This is a genomic window from Chryseomicrobium excrementi (genome assembly GCF_002798305.1).
Classification (GTDB): Bacteria; Bacillota; Bacilli; order Bacillales_A; family Planococcaceae; genus Chryseomicrobium; species Chryseomicrobium excrementi.
On record NZ_PCGR01000001.1, the window covers coordinates 756,622 to 777,924 of the forward strand.

Consider the following 21,303-nt stretch of genomic DNA (forward strand, 5'->3'; position numbering starts at 1 on the left):
AAATTACACATAGATGGCAGTAGTGAAAAAGTAATAAAACCTTGCTCCACCTGCTAGGTTATTAGCAACTTCAATTCTTCCACGTAAATCCTCCATAACACGAGAGGCATGGGCTAAACCGAGTCCTGTTCCTGATTCTTTAGTAGTATAAAATGCCTCAAAATAGCGATTTAAATGGTTCAAATCGAGTCCAGTGCCTTCGTCATGAATACTGATTTCAATTTCCCCATCATGAGAATCAACTACAATGAGAATCGTCCCTCCATCTTGCATGGCCTCGATTGCATTTTTAATTGAATTAATTAAAATTTGTTTAATTACAATCGAATCGACATAAAGAAAATGAACTTTGGCGATCCATTTCTTGTTCAATCACTTGCAGATATTTACCCCCACGTTCAGATGCTTCTGTTTGCATCAGTTGTGTAAATCCCTTCAAAGAAGTCATCGGATTACGGATTTCATGGGCGATACTTGCTGCCAATTCCCCTAAATAGGTAAGCGATTCTGCTTGAGCTAGTTGCTTTTGCATATACACTGTCTCTGTACAATCCCCGAGCTGTACGAAAAACTTTTCTTCATCTTTCATGTAGTCAATCGTCACTTGTAGGTACACATTCTTCTCAAGGCTGGTGACTAAAGCTAAGTTTGGTTAGTGTTTATCTGTTGAACAACTGTAACTATATCGAAAATAACTCTTCTTTTAAATAATCAATCAAGAGTCTCCGCCCCCATAAGTTTTCAACTAATTCTGATTATTTCTTATTTCACTTTTAAAGTGCATAGGATTTTCAGCCTATATTGTCGACACATTTGGACTGTTAAAATAGAAAAGATGAAAGGAAGATAGCATGAAAACTTTACTTACAACATTAAACGCTAAATACATCCATACTAACCTTGCCATTCGGCATCTTCAGGCTTATAGTGCTGATGAATTCGATATCGCTATCAAAGAGTTTACAATCAAAGATCCCGTACTATCTATTGTCAGTGAAATCTATCAATCGAACCCCGCGATTCTCGGATTTAGCTGTTATATTTGGAATATCGAAGAAACTTTAAAAGTTGTCGAAATGTATAAGACGATTTCTCCAGAAACAATTATCGTATTAGGTGGGCCTGAAGTTTCTTACGATACCGATTATTGGCTCAAAACGCATTCGTCGATAGATTACATCATTATCGGTGAAGGAGAAGAGTCATTTCGGCAGTTCTTACAGTTCCAATCCGGTTTCCGAGAGAAATCTGATGTAGCCGGAATTGCTTATATGGAAAATGGCAACTATAAGATGACGATGCTTCCCCCAAAATTAGATTTGCGAAACTCTCCTTCTCCTTATAGAAATCCAGATGATATTTCATTTCTAGGAAAAAGAGTCACCTATGTAGAGACCAGTCGAGGCTGTCCCTTCTCTTGTCAATTTTGTTTATCTTCAATAGAAGTAGGAGTTCGCTATTTTGCAAGAGAAGCTGTGAAAGACGATATTCGTTATCTTATGGATAATGGAGCTAAGGTCATCAAATTTGTAGATCGTACCTTTAATATTTCACGCAGCTATGCGATGGAAATGTTTGAATTCTTGATATCGGAGCATCGCCCAGGTGTGGTATTCCAATTTGAGATTACAGCTGACATCATGAGACCTGAAGTGATTCAGTATTTAAATGACAATGCCCCTAAAGGATTATTTCGGTTTGAGATTGGCGTTCAATCTACGAACGATCATACAAACGACCTCGTGAAGAGAAGACAAAACTTTGAGAAGCTTACAAGGACTGTCACGATGGTGCGCGATGGTGGGAAAATCGATCAGCATCTCGACTTGATTGCGGGCCTTCCTGAAGAGGACTATCAATCCTTCCGTCAGACGTTTAATGATGTATTTGCTCTCCGTCCTGAAGAATTACAGCTTGGGTTTTTAAAGCTGTTACGTGGAACAGGGTTACGAATTGACGCAGCTAAATATGGCTACCAATTCGTTGATCAGGCTCCTTATGAGATTGTTGGAAATTCTGTTCTTTCATTCAGTGAGATTATCCGAATTAAAAATGTGGAAGACATTTTAGAAAAGTATTGGAACAGTCAAAAATTCCAGCGCACAATCGAATACTTAGTTACCCATGTATTCGACACACCGTTTGACTTCTTCCAACAATTCGGAGATTATTGGGCGAATCATAATTGGTCACGGATAGGTCACCAGTTTGAAGACTTATTTAAACGTCTTCACTCATTCCTAATTTCTAGTGATCGGATGACTCCTACTGTGCTCTCTGAAATGAAGCTTGATTATCTAGCTCATCAAAAATTCATTCCCCGTCATGTATGGTGGGAAGAAGCCATTCAATCGGAGCAGCGTTCCGCGATCCTCCATAAAGTACTCTCAGCTAGAGAAGACTATCCTTACCTTGTTGAACAGGCCATCTATGAGCGGGAGTTATTCAAACGAGCCTTTGTAACAGAAGTTGTCACTTCAAACGGCCTAACACCTATTCTTTATTTCTTTGATGCACCCCATGTCTGGTTTAAAGTTCAGACAGCAAAAGAAGAAGCATTTTCCTAATACAGGAAAATGCTTCTTTTTATTAGCCGATGATAACGCGCTCTTTTGGATAATGGAATTTGGTAGAGTTAGATTTACCACCTAATGTGAACAGGAATGAAATGAGTCCTACACGTCCAATGAACATCAAGAACATGATAGTCACTTTCCCTATATTGGAGAGATCATCCGTAACACCTAGTGACATTCCACAAGTTCCAAACGCGCTAGTAATTTCAAAAATTAGCGCTGTAATAGGAATTGTTGGATCCGTGACAGATAACAGAATAGCAGAGAATATTACAATTAGTGCAGCCAGTAAAATAACTGCATAGGATCGGAATACATCAATCAAATGTATTTCCCTACCAAATATTTGAATTTCATTCTTCCCTCTTGAGAAATTGATCAAAAATAGTAGGGCAATCGCAAATGTAGTGGTTCGAATCCCTCCACCTACTGAACTAGGTGAAGCACCAATAAACATCAAAAAAGACATAAAAAAGTTGGTGCCTTGATCGAAAAGTTCAATATTCATCGTCGTCAATCCCCCTGAACGAGAGGATACTGAATGGAACAAGGCTCCGAACAGAGCATCATGCCAACTTAAGAACCGAAACGTATTAAAATATTCTAGCACATAAATCCCGATTGCTCCGATCACTAGTAACGCTCCGTAAGTTACTGTAGTTATTTTAGTAAATAATGAAAATCGGAACGTCTTGTCTTTATTTGATAAAAATTCTTTTACTTCGATAAGCACCGGGAATCCAATAGCTCCCAATACAATAAGCAGCATATGGACGGATTGCACAAAATAATCACCACGGAATGAAAGGAGCGAGTCTCCGTTTATGTCGAATCCACCATTAGTAGTAGCTGAAATAGTTGAGAAAATCCCATTTAAAATAGCGAATTTAGGGTCCTCAAAAAATTGCATAAAATAAAGAGAGAGAATGATGGCACCTACTAATTGTATAAGTAAAAGGATTTTTACAATTTCACGAATCAACTTTACTACACCTGAAAGCGTGGGTTGGTTGTGGTCAATCATGATCAATTGTCTTTCTCGAAGACCGATTTTTTTACCGGCAATCAGCCAAACAAAAGTCCCGATTGACATGATTCCAATCCCTCCGAGCTGAAGGATCATCATAATAATGGCGTACCCAAAAACGGTAAATGTATCCGCAATATTAACCGGTGAAAGACCGGTGACACTGACGGCACTAACAGCAACAAATACCGTATCTATAAAGCTGAGTTCTGCATCTGCTTCAGTTACCCCAGGCAAGTAAAGAAGGGCTACAGAAATGGCAATCGCTATAAAATAATAGGAAACGATGATTTGAGCGGGTGTTAAACTTTTAGTAGAAGGTAGTGGAACTTGCTTCATAAGATGATGTCTCCTTCTTTGTAATACCCTTTAGTATAGAAAACTATATAAAAAAAAGATAGGATTTCTCCTATCTTTTTTTACATTTTTTCACCTGGTATTTCACGATTGCGTTTGACTCCAAGTAAATAACCACCAACAGCAATAACTAATAAGACAATCCAGAAAATCAGTTTCCATTCTGTTGAATGTGGGAAATGCTCGTCTAAAATTTGAATCTGTGGGTGAGACAACGTCAGAACAAGAAGTTTGACTCCTACCCATCCAACGATTAAGAATGCCGCTGTTTCCAAAGTTGGATACTTTGCAAGAAGTTGGACAAACTTGTGCGCCGCAAATCGCATAATGATCAGACCGACAACTCCACCAAAGAACATAACAGCAAACTGACCACCATTAATTCCTCCGATTTCAATATTTCCGACTTCTGGTAACGTTACAGCGATTGCCACAGCTGCCAGCATGGAGTCGATAGCAAAAGCGATATCAGCCAGTTCTACTTTCAATACTGTCATCCAGAAACCAGAACCTTTTGTCTCAGGGGAATGTGTTTCTGCAAGCTCTTCCCCCTTATGCTTTCTCTGATCCCATATATGTTTGGCCGAGATAAACAATAGATAGGCAGCTCCTAATGCTTGAACTTGCCAAATGTTCACTAAAAATGTAATCAAGAACAACGCTGCAAATCGGAAAACAAACGCTCCCATTAATCCATAGAATAAAGCCTTTTTCTGTTGTTCACGTGGTAAATGCTTCACCATTACTGCCATTACTACGGCATTGTCGGCTGCAAGTAAACCTTCTAATACAATCAGGACTAAAAGGACCCAACCGTATTCTAAAAGTATTGCTTCCATTTCTTCACTCCTCAAACCTAATTTGAAAACAAAAAAGACCTATGCCTAATAAAAGGCAAAGGTCTTGCTAAGTAGATTGTGTCTACCAATCATAACCGATGGCAAAGCCATGTAATGACGACTATGAAATAGGGAAATTCCCTAAAGCTACTCCCCTTTGACAACTGTCAAGGTCTTATTTTGTTATGAAAATAGTATACCACAATCTAGTTGGGTGTAAACGTCTTTTCATTAGCTCGTTTGCGTGTCTCTTTGTCTAACAGACTATAAATAATTGGAATGATGTATAAAGTGAAGAATGTACTTGAAGTCAATCCTCCTATTACAACAATCGCCATCGGCTGATTGATCTCTGTCCCTTCACCAATACCAAGAGCAAGAGGTACCAAACCTAAAATGGTGGTAAGAGCTGTCATCAAAATAGGACGAATCCGATCTTTTGATGAAGATACAATAGCATCAAAAGAAGGCATCCCTTCTTCTTTTCGAGAATTGATTGTATCTACTAATACAATTCCATTGTTTACCACTATTCCCACAAGGATCAATATTCCAATTACACCTGGGATACTTACTGGCGTTGCGGTCACAAACAGCCCGATCCCTACACCAATAATCAATAATGGGACGGTAAATAGGATGACAAATGGATATTTAAATGACTCAAATTGAGCTGCCATGACAAGATAGACAAGGACCACAGCTAAAATGACTGCTAATATCATATCAGCTGCAGCGTCTTCTAACAATTCACGGTCTCCCCCAAATGTCACTTCTACACTCTCAGGGACCTCCGCTTGCTCGATGAGCGCATCGATTCGCTCTGACATCTCTCCAAGTGTTTGACTAGATTCGTAAGTCAGATCTACGGTAACAGCCTGTTCTTGATCCACTTGGCGTATAGAAACAGGTGATGCCACTGTAGAAATAGCTGCTACTTCATCTAATGCTACAAAACTGCCCGAAGGAGCTCGTAAGTTGAAGTTCGATAAATCACCTGCAGATGCATACGTATCCTCTGGGTACTGAACAAACACGCTATAGACCTCGTCATCGTCTGTCACGACCTGTGTGGAAAAAACTCCCCTCGTAGCATCTGTTACAGTCTGTGCAATTTGTGCAGGTACAAATCCTAATTCTCGTGCCTTTTCCCGGTCAATGGTAATGACCACTTCTTCCACAGTATTGGACAGATCACTACTCACCTCTGTAACATATTGTTCGTCACGAATGAGTTCTTCCACTTTCGAAACCGATTGTTCGAGCGCTTGTCGATCTGACGAAGTCATGGTAAACGTAAGAGAATTTGGAGTTGAGCCTGCAGCTGTTTGAAGAGCGAACTCTACTTCTGCGCGGTCACCTAGCAACTCTTCCACTTCTGGTTTTACGTCATCAACAAACTGGAATACTGAGCGTTCACGAGAATCTAGATCCACCATCTTCACATAAATCTCTGCTTCATTCTGAGACCCTGACCCTTGAGACTGTTGTTCTTGATTGCTTCCAATTAACGAAGTATAGACTTCTACATCCTCTTGCTCTTTGAATACGGCTTCTATCTCTGACACGATTTCTTCTGTAGCATCGAGAGAAGCTCCGTTTGGCAGTTCTACTTGTACAGTTACAAACCCTTCATCAGTAGGAGGCAAGAATTCTGTCCCAACTCGGTAAAGACCAAATACGGAGACGGCAATTAATACGGTCGTCACCAGAAGCAACAATGCCCGATGACCAAGTGCCCATTTGATAGAGCGTTCATAATTATTGTATGCTTTGGATCGGCGTCGCTTGGCCTCGATATCTCCTTTTTGCTTTTTCAAGAATAGACTCGCAGCCATTGGAATAATAGTCAATGCAACAACTAATGAGGCAAAAAGACTGAACGAAATCGTCAGTGCGAATTCTTTAAATAATTGCCCGATTAAACCCGATAAAAAGATAACTGGGACGAATACGGCAATAGTGGTTAATGTTGAAGCCGTTATCGCTCCAGCCATCTCTTTTGTACCTACAAGAGCCGCTTCTTTTCGATCCTTGCCTAAGCCCATATGTCGCTCGATGTTTTCAATCACGACAATCGAGTTATCCACTAGCATCCCGATTCCAAGTGCCAAGGCACCAAGTGTCATGATGTTTAGCGAAAATCCTGTAAAATACATCAAGACAAACGTCACGACTACTGAATACGGAATGGCTGCTCCAACGATAATAGGACTGCGTATTCCTCGTAGAAAGACGAATAACACAAGCATCGCAAATATGGCTCCAAACAAGAGCGATTGACCGATATTGTTGATGGCTAATTTAACGTAATCTCCTTGATCAAATAGAATGGAAGCTTCCACTCGTTCATAAGCAGGCTGTGCAAGAAGTTCATCCACTGTCTCTTGAAAGTTCGTTGAAACACTGGCTGTATTGGCACTCGATTCTTGGAATACGGACACTAATATAGCAGGTTCATCATTCGCGCGAGTAATAGTACTTTGATTTCGTTCGCCAACACGAACATCTGCAACATCATCTATTGTCACGGACTCACCAGAAAGAGGGTTTACTGTGATGGCTAAGCCTGCTACATCTTCTGCTGACGTGACACTCGAAAGAACACGTGTCGTTAATTTTTGATTGTCTTCGGTTTCAATCGGATTTCCCGGTAACGAGACATTTGAGGACTGGATGGCTTGAACAACATCTGTCAATGTTAACCCCTGTTCTTTTAATAGAGAAGGGTCTGTGTCCACCAAGATATCTTCAACCATGGTTCCTGAGATACTGACACTTGCGACTCCTTCTGTGCGCAGGAGCTGCTGTTCAATGTCATCCGCTAATTCTGTAATATCTTGATCTCCTGTAGCATTAATCGCCATCTGGATGATCGGAAACTGAGCGGGATCAAATTTTAAGAAACGAGGTTGTTGCGCTCCTTCAGGCAGCGGTACTAGATCTATACGTTGAAGGATGTCTAGCTGAACATCATCAATGGAAGTCGACCAGTCAAATTGGAGCAAAATGAAGTTAGCCCCTTCTTGTGACGTACTGCTGACCGTCTCAATTCCAGGCAATGTACTGAACTGGGCCTCAAGTGGTTTGGTAAGTTTTTCATTTACCTCTACGGGTGAAGCCCCAGAATAATTGGTGACGACTACGCCAATAGGCGGATTTAAGTTTGGAATCAGTGTCACTGGAATTTTGGTGAGTGATACTCCACCAAGAATCAATATCACCAACATGGTAACAATTGTAAATACAGGTCTTTTTATAGAAAACCTACTTAAATTCATACTGTATTCTCCCTCCACGTGCATTACTTTAATCATAGGTGGACTCGCGCCTGATTACAAACTCCAGTGCTTCAGAATAGAAAAAAAACGAACAACCTTGTCAAAAGTTGTTCGCAATCGTTTTTATAAAAGATTATACAGACGAATATGTTCATATTTGTCTTGGAACCAGCGCATTGCAAAATCATTTTCAAACAAAAAGACATATCTGTCGAATCGGTCTCGGACCAACATACTACGAGGTCCAGTCATTGATTCTTTTACATCTTCTTCATTTTCAATCCATCGCGCAACTTTCGAGCCAATTGGTTCCATACGCACTTCTACATTGTATTCATTTTTCATGCGGTGCTCGAACACTTCAAACTGAAGCTGTCCGACTGCTCCAAGAATGACATCTTCTGTATGAAGGGTCTTATAATATTGAATGGCCCCTTCTTGGACAAGTTGCAAAATCCCTTTGTGGAAATGCTTCGATTTCATGACGTTTTTTGCAGTCACTTTCATGAACAATTCCGGAGTGAACTGAGGCAGCTTTTCAAACTCAAAGCCTTTCTTCCCGCCAACAACGGTATCTCCGATCTGATAATTCCCTACGTCATACAACCCGATGATGTCTCCAGCAACAGCAGTATCTACTGTTTCACGATCATCTGCAAGGAACTGAGTAGACGAGGATACTTTAAAAGACTTACCTGTTCGTGCCAAGGTGATGTTCATCCCACGAGTAAATTCACCAGAGACAATACGGACAAAAGCGATACGGTCGCGGTGAGCTGGGTTCATGTTTGCTTGAATTTTGAAAATGAACCCAGAGAACTCGTCATTTGTTGGATCCACAATAGTTCCTTCATTTGTTAAGCGTGGCTGTGGCTTCGGTGCAAAGTCTAAATAGGTCTCTAAAAATGTTTGCACACCAAAGTTCGTTAAAGCACTTCCGAAAAATACAGGTGTTAGTTCCCCTTTACGGACGCGTTCTTCATCAAAATCATTTCCTGCTTCTGCTAGGAGTTGAATATCTTCCATAGCTTGCTTGTAGTAAGAAGTTTCTTTCATAGAATGATCAGCTACTAGCTCGCCGTCTTCATCCACTTCTAAGAAGCGCTCGTCTTCATTTGTGCGGAACTGCTCGATACGGTTATTGTAGCGGTCATAGATTCCTAAGAATTCTTTACCCATCCCGATTGGCCAGTTCATTGCGTACGAATCAATTTCTAGAACTTCTTCAATTTCTTCCATCAGTTCCAGAGGCTCTTTCCCTTGTCGGTCTAATTTGTTGATAAATGTAAAAATTGGAATACCACGCATGCGACAGACTTTAAAAAGTTTCAGAGTTTGCGCTTCAATCCCTTTTGCCGCATCGACGATCATCACAGCACTATCTACTGCCATTAACGTCCGGTACGTATCTTCACTGAAGTCTTGGTGACCTGGTGTATCCAAGATGTTAATTCGATTCCCACGGTAGTCAAATTGCATAACGGAGGATGTTACAGAAATTCCCCGTTGTTTTTCAATTTCCATCCAGTCAGAAGTCGCAAATTTCCCTGTCTTCTTCCCTTTGACTGTTCCTGCATCGCGAATGGCTCCACCAAAATATAGTAACTTCTCCGTCATCGTCGTCTTTCCGGCATCCGGGTGAGAGATGATGGCAAAAGTTCGTCTTCTTTGAATTTCTTCTTTAGTATTCATTGTGTTCTTCTCCTTCATTTTTGCCTATCTAATCATACGTATTTTTGGCAGCGAAGGCAAGTTAAAGCAAGTCACTAGTTGCATAGGCTTCGAGTAACCGGTACGTTGCATCCAATGATTTCTCATGTGTCCGTTCATAAGCGTGAGAGGATTCGATGCCGGCACCACAAAGGGCATGCTTGACATCCGCACCAGCAGATACTGCTGCAGAAGCATCCGATGAATAAAATGGATAAATATCTACCTGATAAGGAATCTGTTGCTGTTTTGCAAGAGATATCAAGTGAGACGTCAATTCATAGTGATAAGGACCTGAACTGTCTTTGGCACAGATAGATACCGTGTATTCATCGGAAGCCTGACCATCACCAAGTGCTCCCATATCGACTGCGAGATACTCCACCACGTTCTCTGGAATAGAAGAGTTTCCTCCGTAACCGATTTCTTCATTATTAGAAATATAAAAATACGTATCTACTGGGAACTCCAAATTGTTGTGTTTCACATTTTGAAGCAAGGCTAGCAGTAATGCTACACTAGCTTTATCATCTAGATGACGAGAGCGAATGAACCCACTTGCCGTATGCTCAAAACGAGGATCGAAACTGACAAAGTCTCCCACTTCAATCCCTAACTTTAGGGTTTCTTCTTTATTTGTAACGACTTCATCAATCCGAACCTCGATTGTCTCATCAGACCTTTCAACTTGACCGGATTTAGCATAAACATGAACCGATGCCTGATGTATTAAAATCGTCCCTCTGTATGTAGCCCCACCTCTTGTATGAATCGTGCACGTCTCGTTTTCGACCGCATTCCAAGAGAAGCCTCCTACTTTTGTTAATTTTAATCGCCCATCGGACTTAATTTCACGAACCATTGCTCCTAAAGTGTCTACGTGTGCTGTTAACAAGCGTGCGTTATCTGAAGACTTCCCTGGGATTTTGACAATGATGGCCCCTTTATTTGTAACTTTAGGTGAAAAACCTAATTCTTCTATGTATGACTTCATCCACGTGTTGATTTCTTTTGTAAATCCCGTTGGACTTGGTATAGAGACAAGCTCTTTGAGTAGTTCTACTTTTGTTTTCATAATCTCCCATCCTTCCACGTTTCATGATACCAGAATCTATAGTCAACATGAATGTTTCCTGCTACACTTCTACTATAACAAATTACGGCAATCACTATTCGTTTGGCCGAAGGAGGTACAAATGGATAAAAAAGATCAATTAGCTATTCGAATCCGGTATTTCTCATTATTAATCGGACTCTATGTCATCATTCATATTTTATTTGCGATTACTCACCCGGAGATTCATGACGGATTCTTTTACATCTATTCTTCTATTTATCTCATCTTACTCAGTTACTTATTTTTTACAAAACGGCATCCAACATATACGTTGTATTTGTTTGTCCTTTCATTGAACGGGTACATCATGTTGGAATTTACAACGGAAATGACCTATTCTTATGTCATTTTCTTAGCTTACCCAATATTTTTAGCAGCATATTTTCAAAATTTTAGAGCGGTCTTTACGGTTATAGGTATTACATATGTAGAGTTATTCTTTATATTTTCTCGTCTTTCCGATACTTTTTCCAACCAAATCGCCCAACATGATATTGAGCTAGTTTTATTCTTTTTCTTTATGCTTCTTAGCACGACTATTTTATTCATGTGGGTAGAGAAAAAAATCATAGCTTCAATCAACTCCCAAAACACGTTAATGAAAAGTCAGTTGCTCAGTAAAGAAGGCTACTTAAGATTATTTTTCGAGACCGCTAAAGATGGAATTGCTGTATTCGATTTAAACAATCGATTAATTGACTTAAATCCAGCGTTTGAAGAGCTCTATGGCTATTCTCGAGAGGAATTAGTTGGAAAAGAGATTTATTTCGTTAGACCTGAGGATGAAGAGAATGCTCGAGATAGGACTAATAAAATCAGAGAAGGAAATGTGTTTCATTTTGAATCACAGGACATACGTAAAGACGGGTCACTGATTGACGTCCTTCTTACCCTGTCTCCTATTCATGATAAGCGTGGTAAGATCGTTGCGATGTCAGTCATCTCAAGGGATATTAGCTACCAAAAAGAAGCAGAGACGTTGAAGTTACAGACGGAACGATTGCAATTAGCTGGTGAGATCGCTGCAGGTGTCGCTCATGAAATCCGCAATCCTATGACCGTCATCTCTGGATTTATTCAAATGATGAATAAAAATTTAGACTCGCCCTCCTACCGCTATACGAAGTTGATTGAGAGCGAAATTAAGCGAATTGAATACATCGTCAGTGAGTTTCTTCAACTATCAAAACCGTCTCCTTCTATCAACGAAAAGTTCCATTTACGTGCTGTTTTGAATGATGTGATCAGTTTGTTTGAACCTCAATTGCAGCAATCCAAAATCAAAATTCATCATAAATGGAATGCCCACAATATGTGGCTTCAAGGAGCGGATTCCCATGTGAAACAAGTGTTTATCAATGTTTTGAAAAATGCAGTGGAGGCCATTACGGACTCAGGAGAAATCCATATATACAGTTATTCTAAAAATCATGAAGAGTATATCGTAGTGATTCGAGATACAGGAGCCGGTATGTCCCAAGGCATTCTCGATAATTTGTTTACCCCCTTCTTTACGACGAAGGCAGAAGGAACGGGACTTGGTATGTTGATTTCACAAAAAATCATGGCGGACGTCGGTGGAAAGATTCAAGTAGATTCTATCGAGGGTACTGGAACGACGTTCTACCTTCATTTTAAAAAAGTTCTTTTCCCTGAAGAAAGTTAAAAAATCCAGCCGTCGGCTGGATTTTTACTATTTCAAGACGCTGCGAACCAATTTTACTTTTGATTTGTATGGAGGGTATAAAAGATTTACTGGAAGCTTCGTACTCTTCTTGAAAATCGACTTCTGATGAGTGAATTGATCGAAGCTAGCTCGTCCATGATAGGATCCCATCCCTGATGATCCCACTCCACCAAATGGCAAGCTGACACTTCCTACATGGGAGATTGTATCATTGATACATCCACCACCAAATGGGAATGCTTCTACAAAGTACTCTTGTGCGCGTTCGTGTTCACTGAAGAAATATGCAGCAAGAGGTTTTGGCAACTTGCGGATGTCATAAAGAGCACGACTTAAGTCGCCGTAAGTCAAAATCGGAAGCAATGGTCCGAAGAGCTCGTCTTGCATGAGTGGATGGTCAAAACTAGCTACATCAAACAAAGTCGGCTCTATATACAAATCATCACGGTCTGTGTTTCCTCCAAAGATTAAATCTGCTCTAGATTTCTCAAGTAGATCTTGTAATCGATCATACTGTCTCTCATTTACAATACGACTGAAATCAGCACTTTTTTGAATTTCTTCACCATAAAAGTCTTGAATCGTCGATTTCAACTTTTCGATAAAGACCTCTTTAATACTTTCATGCACCATCAAATAATCAGGTGCCACACAAGTCTGGCCTGAGTTCATAAATTTTCCCCACACGATTCGTTTTGCAGCAACATCCAAGTTCGCCGTGTGATCAACTACTGCTGGGGATTTCCCACCGAGCTCTAATGTAACTGGTGTCAATCGTTCAGCAGCTGCTTTCATTACAATCTTTCCAACTGGAACACTTCCTGTAAAGAAGATGAAATCAAATGGCGCATGAATGAGTGCAGACGTCTCTTCTTTTTCTCCCTCTACAACACGAATATAATCTGGGCTGAACGATTCCTCTAAAATGTGACGCACGATGGCTGCCACATGCGGTGTAGACTCTGAAGGTTTTACGATAGCCGCGTTTCCTCCCACGATTGCTCCAAGGAGTGGTTCCATGACCAATTGGAATGGATAATTGAAAGGTGCGATAATCAAACAGCTTCCGTAAGGTTCTCTTACTATAAAGCTTTTTGCTGGTTGAAGAACTGCAGGTGTCTTGGCTGCCTCTGGTTCCATCCAGCCACTTAAGTTCTTTTTCATATAAGAAATAGATTCGTAGATGATTCCAATTTCCGTAGTGAACGCTTCGAACTCTCCTTTACGGAGATCCTGGTATAAGGCATCCAGTACTTGCGCTTCGTATTTTTTAATTCCTGCCTTTAATTTGTCTAATTGCTCTAAGCGAAATTCGAGTGAACGAGTCTCACCGGAATAAACGAAACGTTGCTGATTTTGGATCCAGCTTTCTACATCTTGTGCTGTAAAATTCATCGTATTCCTCCTCATCGTATCTATTAAATTTAGTATACGGGGAAATACACTTGCAAACAATGAATCAGCATTCACTATAAGCCTTTCGTCTTATTTTTAACTTTCGTGTGTTTATGGTGAAACTTTTAGGGGTAATTTTCAGACAACTACATATACCAATAAAAAGACTACTAAAAAGAGCGGAGGAAGCAGAATGAATCAAACAACTAACTGGTGGGAAGATCTATTTCAAGGACCAATATCTCTTGGATTGAACAAAGAGCGTCTTACAGAACTCGAAGAAGAACAATTTATCTATTTTGCTTCAACAGAAGAAGTGGAACCTATGAACTGACACTCGTAAGGGTGTCTTTTTTTTATCTAGATATGTTATTCTAAATCAGGTGATAGTATGAAGAAATTATGGATAAGCCTTTTGACTGTGACTGTTTTTCTAGTAGCAGGGTGTACAAATCAACAGTCCACTGCAAAAGAGGAAGTGGAACTTTTAGAAGTAATCGATGGAGATACAATTCGTATTGAATGGAACGGAGAAGAAGCAACCGTTCGCTATTTGTTAGTAGATACTCCTGAGACCAATCATCCTAGGCTTGGAAAACAGCCTTACGGGGAAGAAGCAAAAGAGCTGAACAAAGAATTACTTGAAGGAAAAACGATATCTATCGAACTGGATATCGGCGAACGTTATGATGATTACGGTCGTTTGTTAGCTTATGTATATGCGGATGGCGAACGTGTACAAGATCAACTAATCGCTGCTGGTGTTGCCCGTGTGGCGTATGCGTACCCACCGAACATTAAGTACTTAAATGAATTTGAACGGATTCAAGAAACTGCTAGAAACCAAGAAGTGGGCATCTGGCAATACGATTATTACGTGACTGATTACGGTTTTGATGCTTCTTCATTTGATCAACAAGACTCAGAATGTCTAATCAAAGGAAATATCAACCGTGAAGGGGACAAGATTTATCATGTACCAAGCGGGCGCTACTATTCTCAAACGAATCCTGAAGAATGGTTTTGTTCTGAGAAAGAAGCAAAGCAAGCAGGCTTTAGGAAGTCCATGGAATAGATAGACGTCTGATATAACAAAAAGAAGCATTTCTCGGAAAGGAGAGATGCTTCTTTTAGTGTCTTGTTACGTAGTGCCACCTTCCACTTTCGTTTCTGGTGCTGTTTCTTCAGGTGAGATATCGCGGAATGTTTCATTGTGCTCTTCTAAGTCGCGTGTTCTGTGCGCAATACGAGAAGCCGCACTAGCTGCAACACTTGCTGCCAAATCGTCTAAGAATGTATGCACCTGTTCTCCCGCTTTAGTATCTAATTGAGAGATGATACCGATCTTATTTTTATCTAAGTGACCAAATGTTGTCACCGCAATACTGCCATATGTGAATACAGAGCCGAGCGCAATCGTCTCATCTACGCCGAAAAGGCCCTCGTCACTTTCTACGATTTGTTGGAGCGGTTCGGACAACATACGCTTTTCAGCTAGTTCATCGAGCTCAATACCGACTAAGATAGCGTGTTGCATTTCACGTTTTTTGAGTACCGATTTCACCGACTCTTCACAGTGCTCAAGTGTCAGCCCGTCATTATAAGGTAGTTGCATTTCATAGACGATGCTTGCAATATCTTCGATTGTAACTCCGCGGCGAAGCAGTGCCGCTTTTGTCGCTTGATACACGGTATCAGAATGTACGCGTGTTCTAGATGTATTTGAATCCATAGCGTTACCTCCTATTTGTTCCTACATTATACTATTTGTTTAGGATTTGATACAATTTGATTACAATGCTTGATTGGAGTGACACGATGGATAAAGGAAAAATTGAAGAACGCACACTCTATAGTGAGGCTTTACAAGAAGACGTGAAGCTACTCATCTATCTCCCAGCCACCTATTCTCCACTTTATAAATATTCTTTATTAATTGCCTCTGACGGGAAAGATTACTTTCAATTAGGTCGCATTTCTCGTGTAGCAGACGACTTACTGACATCCGAACAAATCGAAAACTTGATTATAGTGGGTGTCCCTTATGAGAATGTAAAGGCCCGACGTTCCAAGTACCATCCAAATGGTGACAAAAACGCGGCTTACATGCGCTTCTTAGCTCAAGAACTTGTTCCTTATTTAGATGCACAGTTTCCAACGTATCAAATTGGAATGGGCCGTGGTTTGATTGGAGATTCACTTGCTGCCACTGTATCGTTGATGACAGCTTGTGCTTACCCGCACACTTTCGGCAAAGTGATGCTCCACTCACCCTATGTGAATGATGACGTATTAACTGCTGTTAAGAACGTATCGAACACTCAGTTCACAGTGGACCATATCATTGGACTTGACGAGACAGCTGTTCCGACAGGTGATGGAATCGAAAAAAATTTCCTCGAAGAAAACCGTCAACTGTCTGAGATTTTCAAAGAACGCGGTTTCGATTACAGATATGAAGAAGTCGAAGGCGGTCATACTTGGAAGACATGGCAAAAAGATATGTCACGAACTTTGCAGATGAATTATACGAAATGAACGAATTTTTGGTATACTAGAAAAAGAACATAGAAGACATGGAGGGATCGCTTATGAAATTTGGTATTGTCGCATTTCCATCTAAAGCTGTTCAAGATTTTGCAAACTCGTACCGGAAACGGTATGACCCACATTATGCATTGATTACACCACATATGACTTTAAAAGGTGTTTTTGAAGCAGATGACCAAGAAATCAAAACGATTGCCTCAAAAGTTGCAGATGTTGCAGCAAAACAAAAACCTTTTCATCTAAAAACAACAGGAATCAGTTCATTCGCTCCTGTTACAAATGCTATTTATTTTAAAGTAGAACCAACGGATGAATTAGTATCGTTGCATAAGAATTTAGCTGATGTCGATTATCAAGATTCTGAACAATATGCGTTTGTTCCTCATATTACAATCGCTCAAAAGATGACTTCAAGTGAACATGATGACATTTATCCACAATTAAAAATGATTGGTGCATCGTTTGAAGAAACGATTGACCGTATCCACCTTCTCTATCAATTAGAAGATGGTTCTTGGACAGTTCACGAAACGTTCCGTTTGTCAGGAGAATAAGTCATGATTCGTGCACACCAAGTACAGGATGACCAGCAGTATCAAGATGCTTTGGCTATTCGCCGCAAAGTATTCATCGAAGAGCAAGGAGTTCCGCTCCACTTGGAGATAGATGAGTTTGAACAAGAAGCCGTTCATTTTGTAGTATACGATCAGGAGCAACCAATTGGAGCAGGACGTTTCCGTCGCTTTGATGAAACCACTGCTAAAGTGGAACGCATCTGTATTCTTCCTGAGTATCGCGGAAAACATATAGGAAATACTCTAATGGATGAGATTGAAAAAGTGGCTGACTCTATGGGATTCCATAAACTGAAGCTGAATTCTCAAAGTACGGCTATTCCGTTCTACGAAAAACGTGGATACGAGATCAACTCACCTGAATTCATGGATGCTGGGATTCCACACCGTGCGATGATCAAACACGAAGTAAAATAAAAAAGGCACTTCACATCATGTGAAGTGTCCTTTTTATAGTCCTGATATAAAAGTTGTGGCAAGACCTAAATAGATCAAGATACTAATAATGTCATTGATAGTTGTGATAAACGGTCCAGAAGCAACCGCAGGGTCAATCTTCATCCGGTGAATCAAAAGTGGAATAAAGGAACCTGCGATGGTAGCCACTAGAATAGAAGACGAGATAGCTGCTCCAACAAGCAAGCCTATTAAAATATCGCCCTTCCAGAAGTACACGAGGAACACGACAACGACGCCACTGATGATTCCCGTGATCAGTCCAGTACCTGCCTCTCGAATCAACAACTTCATCTTGGACTGCTCCTCAATATCTCCTGTAGCAATACCACGAACCGCAACAGCTAGAGCTTGTGTTCCACTATTCCCTGCCATTCCGGCAATTAATGGGATAAATACGGCAAGCAACGCCACTTGATCCAGTGTTTCCTCGAAAACTCCGATAATATTGGCGGTAATCATTCCGAGGAATAACAGAATCAATAACCACGGCAGACGTTTCTTTGCAGCTTGTAATGGATTGCGGTCAAATGTATCCATATCCGATACGGCCGCAAGTTTAGAGTAATCATCCGACGCTTCTTCATCTAGAACATCGATGATATCATCGACTGTGATAATCCCAAGTAGATACCCGCGGTGATCGATAACCGGTAACGCTAGAAAGTCATAATCTTTCATCATTCTCGCGACTTCTTCCTGATCTTCTGAAACAGGGACGCTCACGACACGTTCATTCATGATGTCTCGAATCAGTGTATCTTCATCCGCAATTATCAAATCACGTAGTGAAATAACCCCTGTTAGGAAATGATCATCATTCACAACAAAAAGGTAGTAAATCGTTTCCGCACCCGGTGCTTCTTTGCGAAGAATGTTCATCGCAGAGCGCACGGTAGAAGATTCGGGAATAGCTACATACTCCGTCGTCATGATAGAACCTGCAGTGTATTCTTCGTAATGCAGTAGGTCTTTAATCTCTTGAGCGGACTCTGCATCCATCATGCTCAAATAACTGACGACTTGATCTTTGTCGAGCTCATTTAAAACATCCACCGCATTATCCGCGTACATATGAGAAAGCATGTCAGCTGCATAGGATGGTTCCATTTCTTCAAGTAATTCTTGGTATTCTTCATCATCGAAATTGTTGGCTTCAAAAATTTCGGCTACTTCTTCCGGTGACAAATAATGAAAGATGCGTTTTCTCGTATCTGTATCTACCTTATCAAAGAAAACAGATTGATCGTAAGGGTGTAACTCCATAAATTCGTCGCGGAACAGATCAATCTGATCTTCCTCAAGATACGAGAGCAATCGGATTTCTTGTTGAAGCAATTCATTTTTTTCTTCACTCATGGAGGTTACCTCCTTTCAAGTAACAAAAGAAAATCGTCAGGAAGACGACTCTCAAAAGTGAGGGGATGCTTTCCAAATGGATGTGTCAATTCAAGACGAGCCGCATGCAAAGCTTGTCTTCCCATATATTCCATGTGCCCGCCGTATAGATCATCTCCAGCGAGAGGACATCCTATTGACGCCATATGGACACGTATCTGATGTGTACGTCCTGTGTAGAGCGTCACATTTACTAAATGATGCACTCGCCCTTGAACCGCCCACTGTTCAATAGAACGATACCCTGTTTTAGCATATTTGCCGGAAGGATCAATACAACGCTCGATAATAGACGTATTTACCCGTCCAATTGGTGCTTCAATAATGCCTTCTATTGCAGGTAATTCTCCTTCTACAATTGCTCGATACGATTTTGTAATCTGGCCTTCCCTCATCTGCTCACTTAATAAATGATGCGCATGACGATGCTTTGCAAGTAGCACGAGTCCAGAAGTTTCCCTATCTAACCTCGTCACCATATGAACTGTCGTTTCTATGTTTTCTGCTTCAAAGTAGCCCGCTACACGATTGGCTAAAGAATCTAAAGGATGATCTCGAGATGGAATAGATGGCAAATCACTGGGTTTATTGATCACGAGTAGATGCTCATCTTCATAAACAATGTCTAGTTGTTTGTGGACAGGTATCAGACCTTCACTACGCACTTCAGCTGGGAAAATAATCTCCACAACATCTCCTCGTGTAAGCACTTTGCGAACGGTCTCCTCCTCACCATTTACAAGTAGCTGTCCGCCTTTAAATTTGATGTCAGTCAGTGCGCGTTTAGAGATGCCTTGCTCTTTGATTGCTTCGCGTAAAACGCCTTGTGCTTCTGAAAACACAAAACTGTGCTTAAATCTAGTCTTCACTGCCAGCATCAATAAACGAGTCATGGACTCGTTTCCAGAATGGGAATGGGCGGAATCTAGCAAAACGGACTTTTTCTTCAGCTACACGGTAACTGATTGAAGAAACATCTTTATGTAGCAGCTGAAGGTGATCGACAGTTACCATGAAGTCTACTGCTTTGACAGGTTTTAATGTACATGTGTGATGTTTCGGTAACACAAGAGGTGACCCAACTGTTCGGAAGACACGGTTATTGATAGAGGCAATCTCTGAGAGTTGGATGGCTTCAAGCGAAGGATGCACAATAGCGCCTCCTAGTGCCTTGTTGTATGCCGTGGAACCTGACGGTGTAGACATACAAAGACCATCCCCTCTAAACGTCTCAAAGTGCATCTCGTTTAAGAACACGTCCATCACTAATGTTACGTCGGGTGATTTCACAGTAGATTCATTCAATGCTAAATAAGTGGCAGGGTCTTCACTAGATTGGTAGTCCACAGTCACTTCTAGAAGAGGGTACTCTATAAATTTGAACTCTTCTTTTGCAATACTGATCACTAATTTTTCAATCTCATTAGGTTTCCAATCTGCATAGAACCCTAAGTGTCCCGTATGAAGACCGACAAACGCTACTTTGGAAGAACTCGAACGGTATTTGTGAAAGGCATGGAGAAGCGTTCCGTCTCCACCAATAGACAACACAATGTCCGGGTGCTGCTCATCGTATTCTAAATCAAAGCTTCGAAGATATCGCATGGCTGTATCTTTGAGTTCATTTGACACGGTATCGCCTCGTGATTGGATAGCAAATTTCATTCTGTCTCCTCCTTTTGGCGATCCTTCCAGCCGGGTGTGGATTGCTCTTTATACTCTGTAAAATACACTTGTGCTTCTTGAATTTCATTGCGAATTAAGGACATCTCTTCATCAAGTCGAAATGCCGCTTCTGCTGCAGACTGCAGACGCGTTTTGATATTTTCAGGGAAGTCGCCCTTGTATTTGTAATTTAATGAATGTTCTATAGAAGCCCAAAAGTTCATAGCTAGCGTGCGAATTTGAATTTCTGCTAAAATCTTTTGTTCGCCGTGTATAGTCTGCACAGGATACTCTACAATCAAATGATACGACCGGTAACCACTTTGCTTTTTATTCGAAATGTAATCACGCTCTTCTACAACTCGCATGTCGTGTCGTTTGCGAATCAACTCGACAACCGATTCAATATCATCTACAAACTGGCACATCAAGCGGACACCGGCAATATCCGGAATTTCCGCTGCTAGCTGTTCAGATGGTACGAAGGGGATGCGCTTTTCAAGTGTTTTATCATAAATACTCGCTAAGGGTTTTAATCTTCCTGTCACAAACTCAATTGGAGACGTCGCATTATGAACAGAATAGTGTGTACGAACACCCTTCAACTTCACCTTAAGTTCATTAACAGCTTGCTTGTAAGGATCTAAAAATTGCTCCCACTGTCCCATCA

General features: G+C 40.8%; 20 protein-coding genes. 7 read left to right on the forward strand and 13 right to left on the reverse strand.

Annotated features, from left to right (window positions below):
* Positions 1–3: 3 nt before the first annotated feature.
* Together CQS04_RS03840 and CQS04_RS03845 are read right to left on the reverse strand one after the other, a co-directional pair.
* The gene (locus CQS04_RS03840) at positions 4–372 is read right to left on the reverse strand and encodes an ATP-binding protein (RefSeq protein WP_100352851.1); all 369 of its coding nucleotides are present in this window, start codon (positions 370–372) and stop codon (positions 4–6) included.
* Positions 314–604, reverse strand: a complete 291-nt coding sequence (locus CQS04_RS03845) for a histidine kinase dimerization/phospho-acceptor domain-containing protein (RefSeq protein ID WP_133118805.1) — start codon at positions 602–604, stop codon at positions 314–316. Before CQS04_RS03845 ends, CQS04_RS03840 begins: the two co-directional genes overlap by 59 nt.
* Positions 605–851: 247 nt before the next feature.
* On the opposite strand from CQS04_RS03845, the gene CQS04_RS03850 reads away from it, so the two are divergent.
* Complete coding sequence (locus CQS04_RS03850) at positions 852–2,567, forward strand: B12-binding domain-containing radical SAM protein (RefSeq protein ID WP_100352853.1); 1,716 nt, start codon at positions 852–854, stop codon at positions 2,565–2,567.
* A 22-nt stretch (positions 2,568–2,589) separates the two neighbouring features.
* On the opposite strand, the gene CQS04_RS03855 is transcribed toward CQS04_RS03850, so the two are convergent.
* The 5 genes from CQS04_RS03855 to CQS04_RS03875 all read right to left on the reverse strand — a co-directional run bounded on the left by CQS04_RS03855 (position 2,590) and on the right by CQS04_RS03875 (position 10,865).
* Positions 2,590–3,942, reverse strand: a complete 1,353-nt coding sequence (locus tag CQS04_RS03855; RefSeq protein WP_100352854.1) for a TrkH family potassium uptake protein — start codon at positions 3,940–3,942, stop codon at positions 2,590–2,592.
* Positions 3,943–4,022: 80 nt separating this feature from the next.
* Positions 4,023–4,799 carry a TerC family protein gene (locus CQS04_RS03860; RefSeq protein WP_100352855.1) on the reverse strand — a complete coding sequence of 259 codons (777 nt, stop codon included), beginning with the start codon at positions 4,797–4,799 and terminating at the stop codon, positions 4,023–4,025.
* 206 nt (positions 4,800–5,005) lie between these two features.
* The gene (locus tag CQS04_RS03865; protein ID WP_100352856.1) at positions 5,006–8,080 is read right to left on the reverse strand and encodes an efflux RND transporter permease subunit; all 3,075 of its coding nucleotides are present in this window, start codon (positions 8,078–8,080) and stop codon (positions 5,006–5,008) included.
* 123 nt (positions 8,081–8,203) lie between these two features.
* Positions 8,204–9,772, reverse strand: coding sequence for a peptide chain release factor 3 (locus CQS04_RS03870; RefSeq protein ID WP_100352857.1), 1,569 nt, complete (start codon positions 9,770–9,772; stop codon positions 8,204–8,206).
* 61 nt (positions 9,773–9,833) lie between these two features.
* Complete coding sequence (locus tag CQS04_RS03875) at positions 9,834–10,865, reverse strand: M42 family metallopeptidase (protein ID WP_100352858.1); 1,032 nt, start codon at positions 10,863–10,865, stop codon at positions 9,834–9,836.
* A gap of 121 nt (positions 10,866–10,986) precedes the next feature.
* Between CQS04_RS03875 and CQS04_RS03880 the strand changes: the two genes are divergently transcribed.
* A complete protein-coding gene (locus CQS04_RS03880; protein WP_165775447.1) occupies positions 10,987–12,573 on the forward strand; it encodes a PAS domain S-box protein in 1,587 nt (528 codons plus the stop codon).
* 27 nt (positions 12,574–12,600) lie between these two features.
* Here the strand turns inward: CQS04_RS03880 and CQS04_RS03885 are convergent, their stop codons facing one another.
* Positions 12,601–13,989, reverse strand: a complete 1,389-nt coding sequence (locus CQS04_RS03885; RefSeq protein WP_100352860.1) for an aldehyde dehydrogenase — start codon at positions 13,987–13,989, stop codon at positions 12,601–12,603.
* A 193-nt stretch (positions 13,990–14,182) separates the two neighbouring features.
* Between CQS04_RS03885 and CQS04_RS13710 the strand changes: the two genes are divergently transcribed.
* Complete coding sequence (locus CQS04_RS13710) at positions 14,183–14,323, forward strand: hypothetical protein (protein WP_165775448.1); 141 nt, start codon at positions 14,183–14,185, stop codon at positions 14,321–14,323.
* Between the two features lie 57 nt (positions 14,324–14,380).
* Positions 14,381–15,064, forward strand: a complete 684-nt coding sequence (locus CQS04_RS03890; RefSeq protein WP_100352861.1) for a thermonuclease family protein — start codon at positions 14,381–14,383, stop codon at positions 15,062–15,064.
* Between the two features lie 66 nt (positions 15,065–15,130).
* Here the strand turns inward: CQS04_RS03890 and CQS04_RS03895 are convergent, their stop codons facing one another.
* The gene (locus CQS04_RS03895) at positions 15,131–15,721 is read right to left on the reverse strand and encodes a phosphatidylglycerophosphatase A family protein (protein WP_100352862.1); all 591 of its coding nucleotides are present in this window, start codon (positions 15,719–15,721) and stop codon (positions 15,131–15,133) included.
* A gap of 86 nt (positions 15,722–15,807) precedes the next feature.
* On the opposite strand from CQS04_RS03895, the gene CQS04_RS03900 reads away from it, so the two are divergent.
* The 3 genes from CQS04_RS03900 to CQS04_RS03910 are packed head-to-tail and all read left to right on the forward strand — an operon-like array spanning position 15,808 to position 17,531.
* The gene (locus tag CQS04_RS03900; protein ID WP_100352863.1) at positions 15,808–16,527 is read left to right on the forward strand and encodes an alpha/beta hydrolase; all 720 of its coding nucleotides are present in this window, start codon (positions 15,808–15,810) and stop codon (positions 16,525–16,527) included.
* Between the two features lie 53 nt (positions 16,528–16,580).
* The gene (locus CQS04_RS03905) at positions 16,581–17,093 is read left to right on the forward strand and encodes a YjcG family protein (protein WP_100352864.1); all 513 of its coding nucleotides are present in this window, start codon (positions 16,581–16,583) and stop codon (positions 17,091–17,093) included.
* 3 nt (positions 17,094–17,096) lie between these two features.
* A complete protein-coding gene (locus tag CQS04_RS03910; RefSeq protein ID WP_100352865.1) occupies positions 17,097–17,531 on the forward strand; it encodes a GNAT family N-acetyltransferase in 435 nt (144 codons plus the stop codon).
* 33 nt (positions 17,532–17,564) lie between these two features.
* On the opposite strand, the gene mgtE is transcribed toward CQS04_RS03910, so the two are convergent.
* The 4 genes from mgtE to yjbM are packed head-to-tail and all read right to left on the reverse strand — an operon-like array spanning position 17,565 to position 21,301.
* The gene (mgtE, locus tag CQS04_RS03915; RefSeq protein WP_100352866.1) at positions 17,565–18,929 is read right to left on the reverse strand and encodes a magnesium transporter; all 1,365 of its coding nucleotides are present in this window, start codon (positions 18,927–18,929) and stop codon (positions 17,565–17,567) included.
* A 5-nt stretch (positions 18,930–18,934) separates the two neighbouring features.
* Positions 18,935–19,861, reverse strand: a complete 927-nt coding sequence (locus CQS04_RS03920) for an RluA family pseudouridine synthase (protein WP_245858742.1) — start codon at positions 19,859–19,861, stop codon at positions 18,935–18,937.
* Complete coding sequence (locus CQS04_RS03925; protein WP_100352867.1) at positions 19,827–20,633, reverse strand: NAD kinase; 807 nt, start codon at positions 20,631–20,633, stop codon at positions 19,827–19,829. The genes CQS04_RS03920 and CQS04_RS03925 overlap by 35 nt, the downstream gene beginning before the upstream one ends.
* Positions 20,630–21,301, reverse strand: coding sequence for a GTP diphosphokinase (yjbM, locus tag CQS04_RS03930; RefSeq protein ID WP_100352868.1), 672 nt, complete (start codon positions 21,299–21,301; stop codon positions 20,630–20,632). The genes CQS04_RS03925 and yjbM overlap by 4 nt, the downstream gene beginning before the upstream one ends.
* Positions 21,302–21,303 lie beyond the last annotated feature (2 nt).

Coding starts and splice junctions, on each gene's coding strand:
- CQS04_RS03850 (WP_100352853.1), top strand. CDS start 852: ATGAAAACTTTACTTACAACATTAAACGCTAAATACATCCATACTAAC.
- CQS04_RS03855 (WP_100352854.1), bottom strand. CDS start 3,942: ATGAAGCAAGTTCCACTACCTTCTACTAAAAGTTTAACACCCGCTCAA.
- CQS04_RS03860 (WP_100352855.1), bottom strand. CDS start 4,799: ATGGAAGCAATACTTTTAGAATACGGTTGGGTCCTTTTAGTCCTGATT.
- CQS04_RS03865 (WP_100352856.1), bottom strand. CDS start 8,080: ATGAATTTAAGTAGGTTTTCTATAAAAAGACCTGTATTTACAATTGTT.
- CQS04_RS03870 (WP_100352857.1), bottom strand. CDS start 9,772: ATGAATACTAAAGAAGAAATTCAAAGAAGACGAACTTTTGCCATCATC.
- CQS04_RS03875 (WP_100352858.1), bottom strand. CDS start 10,865: ATGAAAACAAAAGTAGAACTACTCAAAGAGCTTGTCTCTATACCAAGT.
- CQS04_RS03880 (WP_165775447.1), top strand. CDS start 10,987: ATGGATAAAAAAGATCAATTAGCTATTCGAATCCGGTATTTCTCATTA.
- CQS04_RS03885 (WP_100352860.1), bottom strand. CDS start 13,989: ATGAATTTTACAGCACAAGATGTAGAAAGCTGGATCCAAAATCAGCAA.
- CQS04_RS13710 (WP_165775448.1), top strand. CDS start 14,183: ATGAATCAAACAACTAACTGGTGGGAAGATCTATTTCAAGGACCAATA.
- CQS04_RS03890 (WP_100352861.1), top strand. CDS start 14,381: ATGAAGAAATTATGGATAAGCCTTTTGACTGTGACTGTTTTTCTAGTA.
- CQS04_RS03895 (WP_100352862.1), bottom strand. CDS start 15,721: ATGGATTCAAATACATCTAGAACACGCGTACATTCTGATACCGTGTAT.
- CQS04_RS03900 (WP_100352863.1), top strand. CDS start 15,808: ATGGATAAAGGAAAAATTGAAGAACGCACACTCTATAGTGAGGCTTTA.
- CQS04_RS03905 (WP_100352864.1), top strand. CDS start 16,581: ATGAAATTTGGTATTGTCGCATTTCCATCTAAAGCTGTTCAAGATTTT.
- CQS04_RS03910 (WP_100352865.1), top strand. CDS start 17,097: ATGATTCGTGCACACCAAGTACAGGATGACCAGCAGTATCAAGATGCT.
- mgtE (WP_100352866.1), bottom strand. CDS start 18,929: ATGAGTGAAGAAAAAAATGAATTGCTTCAACAAGAAATCCGATTGCTC.
- CQS04_RS03920 (WP_245858742.1), bottom strand. CDS start 19,861: ATGACTCGTTTATTGATGCTGGCAGTGAAGACTAGATTTAAGCACAGT.
- CQS04_RS03925 (WP_100352867.1), bottom strand. CDS start 20,633: ATGAAATTTGCTATCCAATCACGAGGCGATACCGTGTCAAATGAACTC.
- yjbM (WP_100352868.1), bottom strand. CDS start 21,301: ATGGGACAGTGGGAGCAATTTTTAGATCCTTACAAGCAAGCTGTTAAT.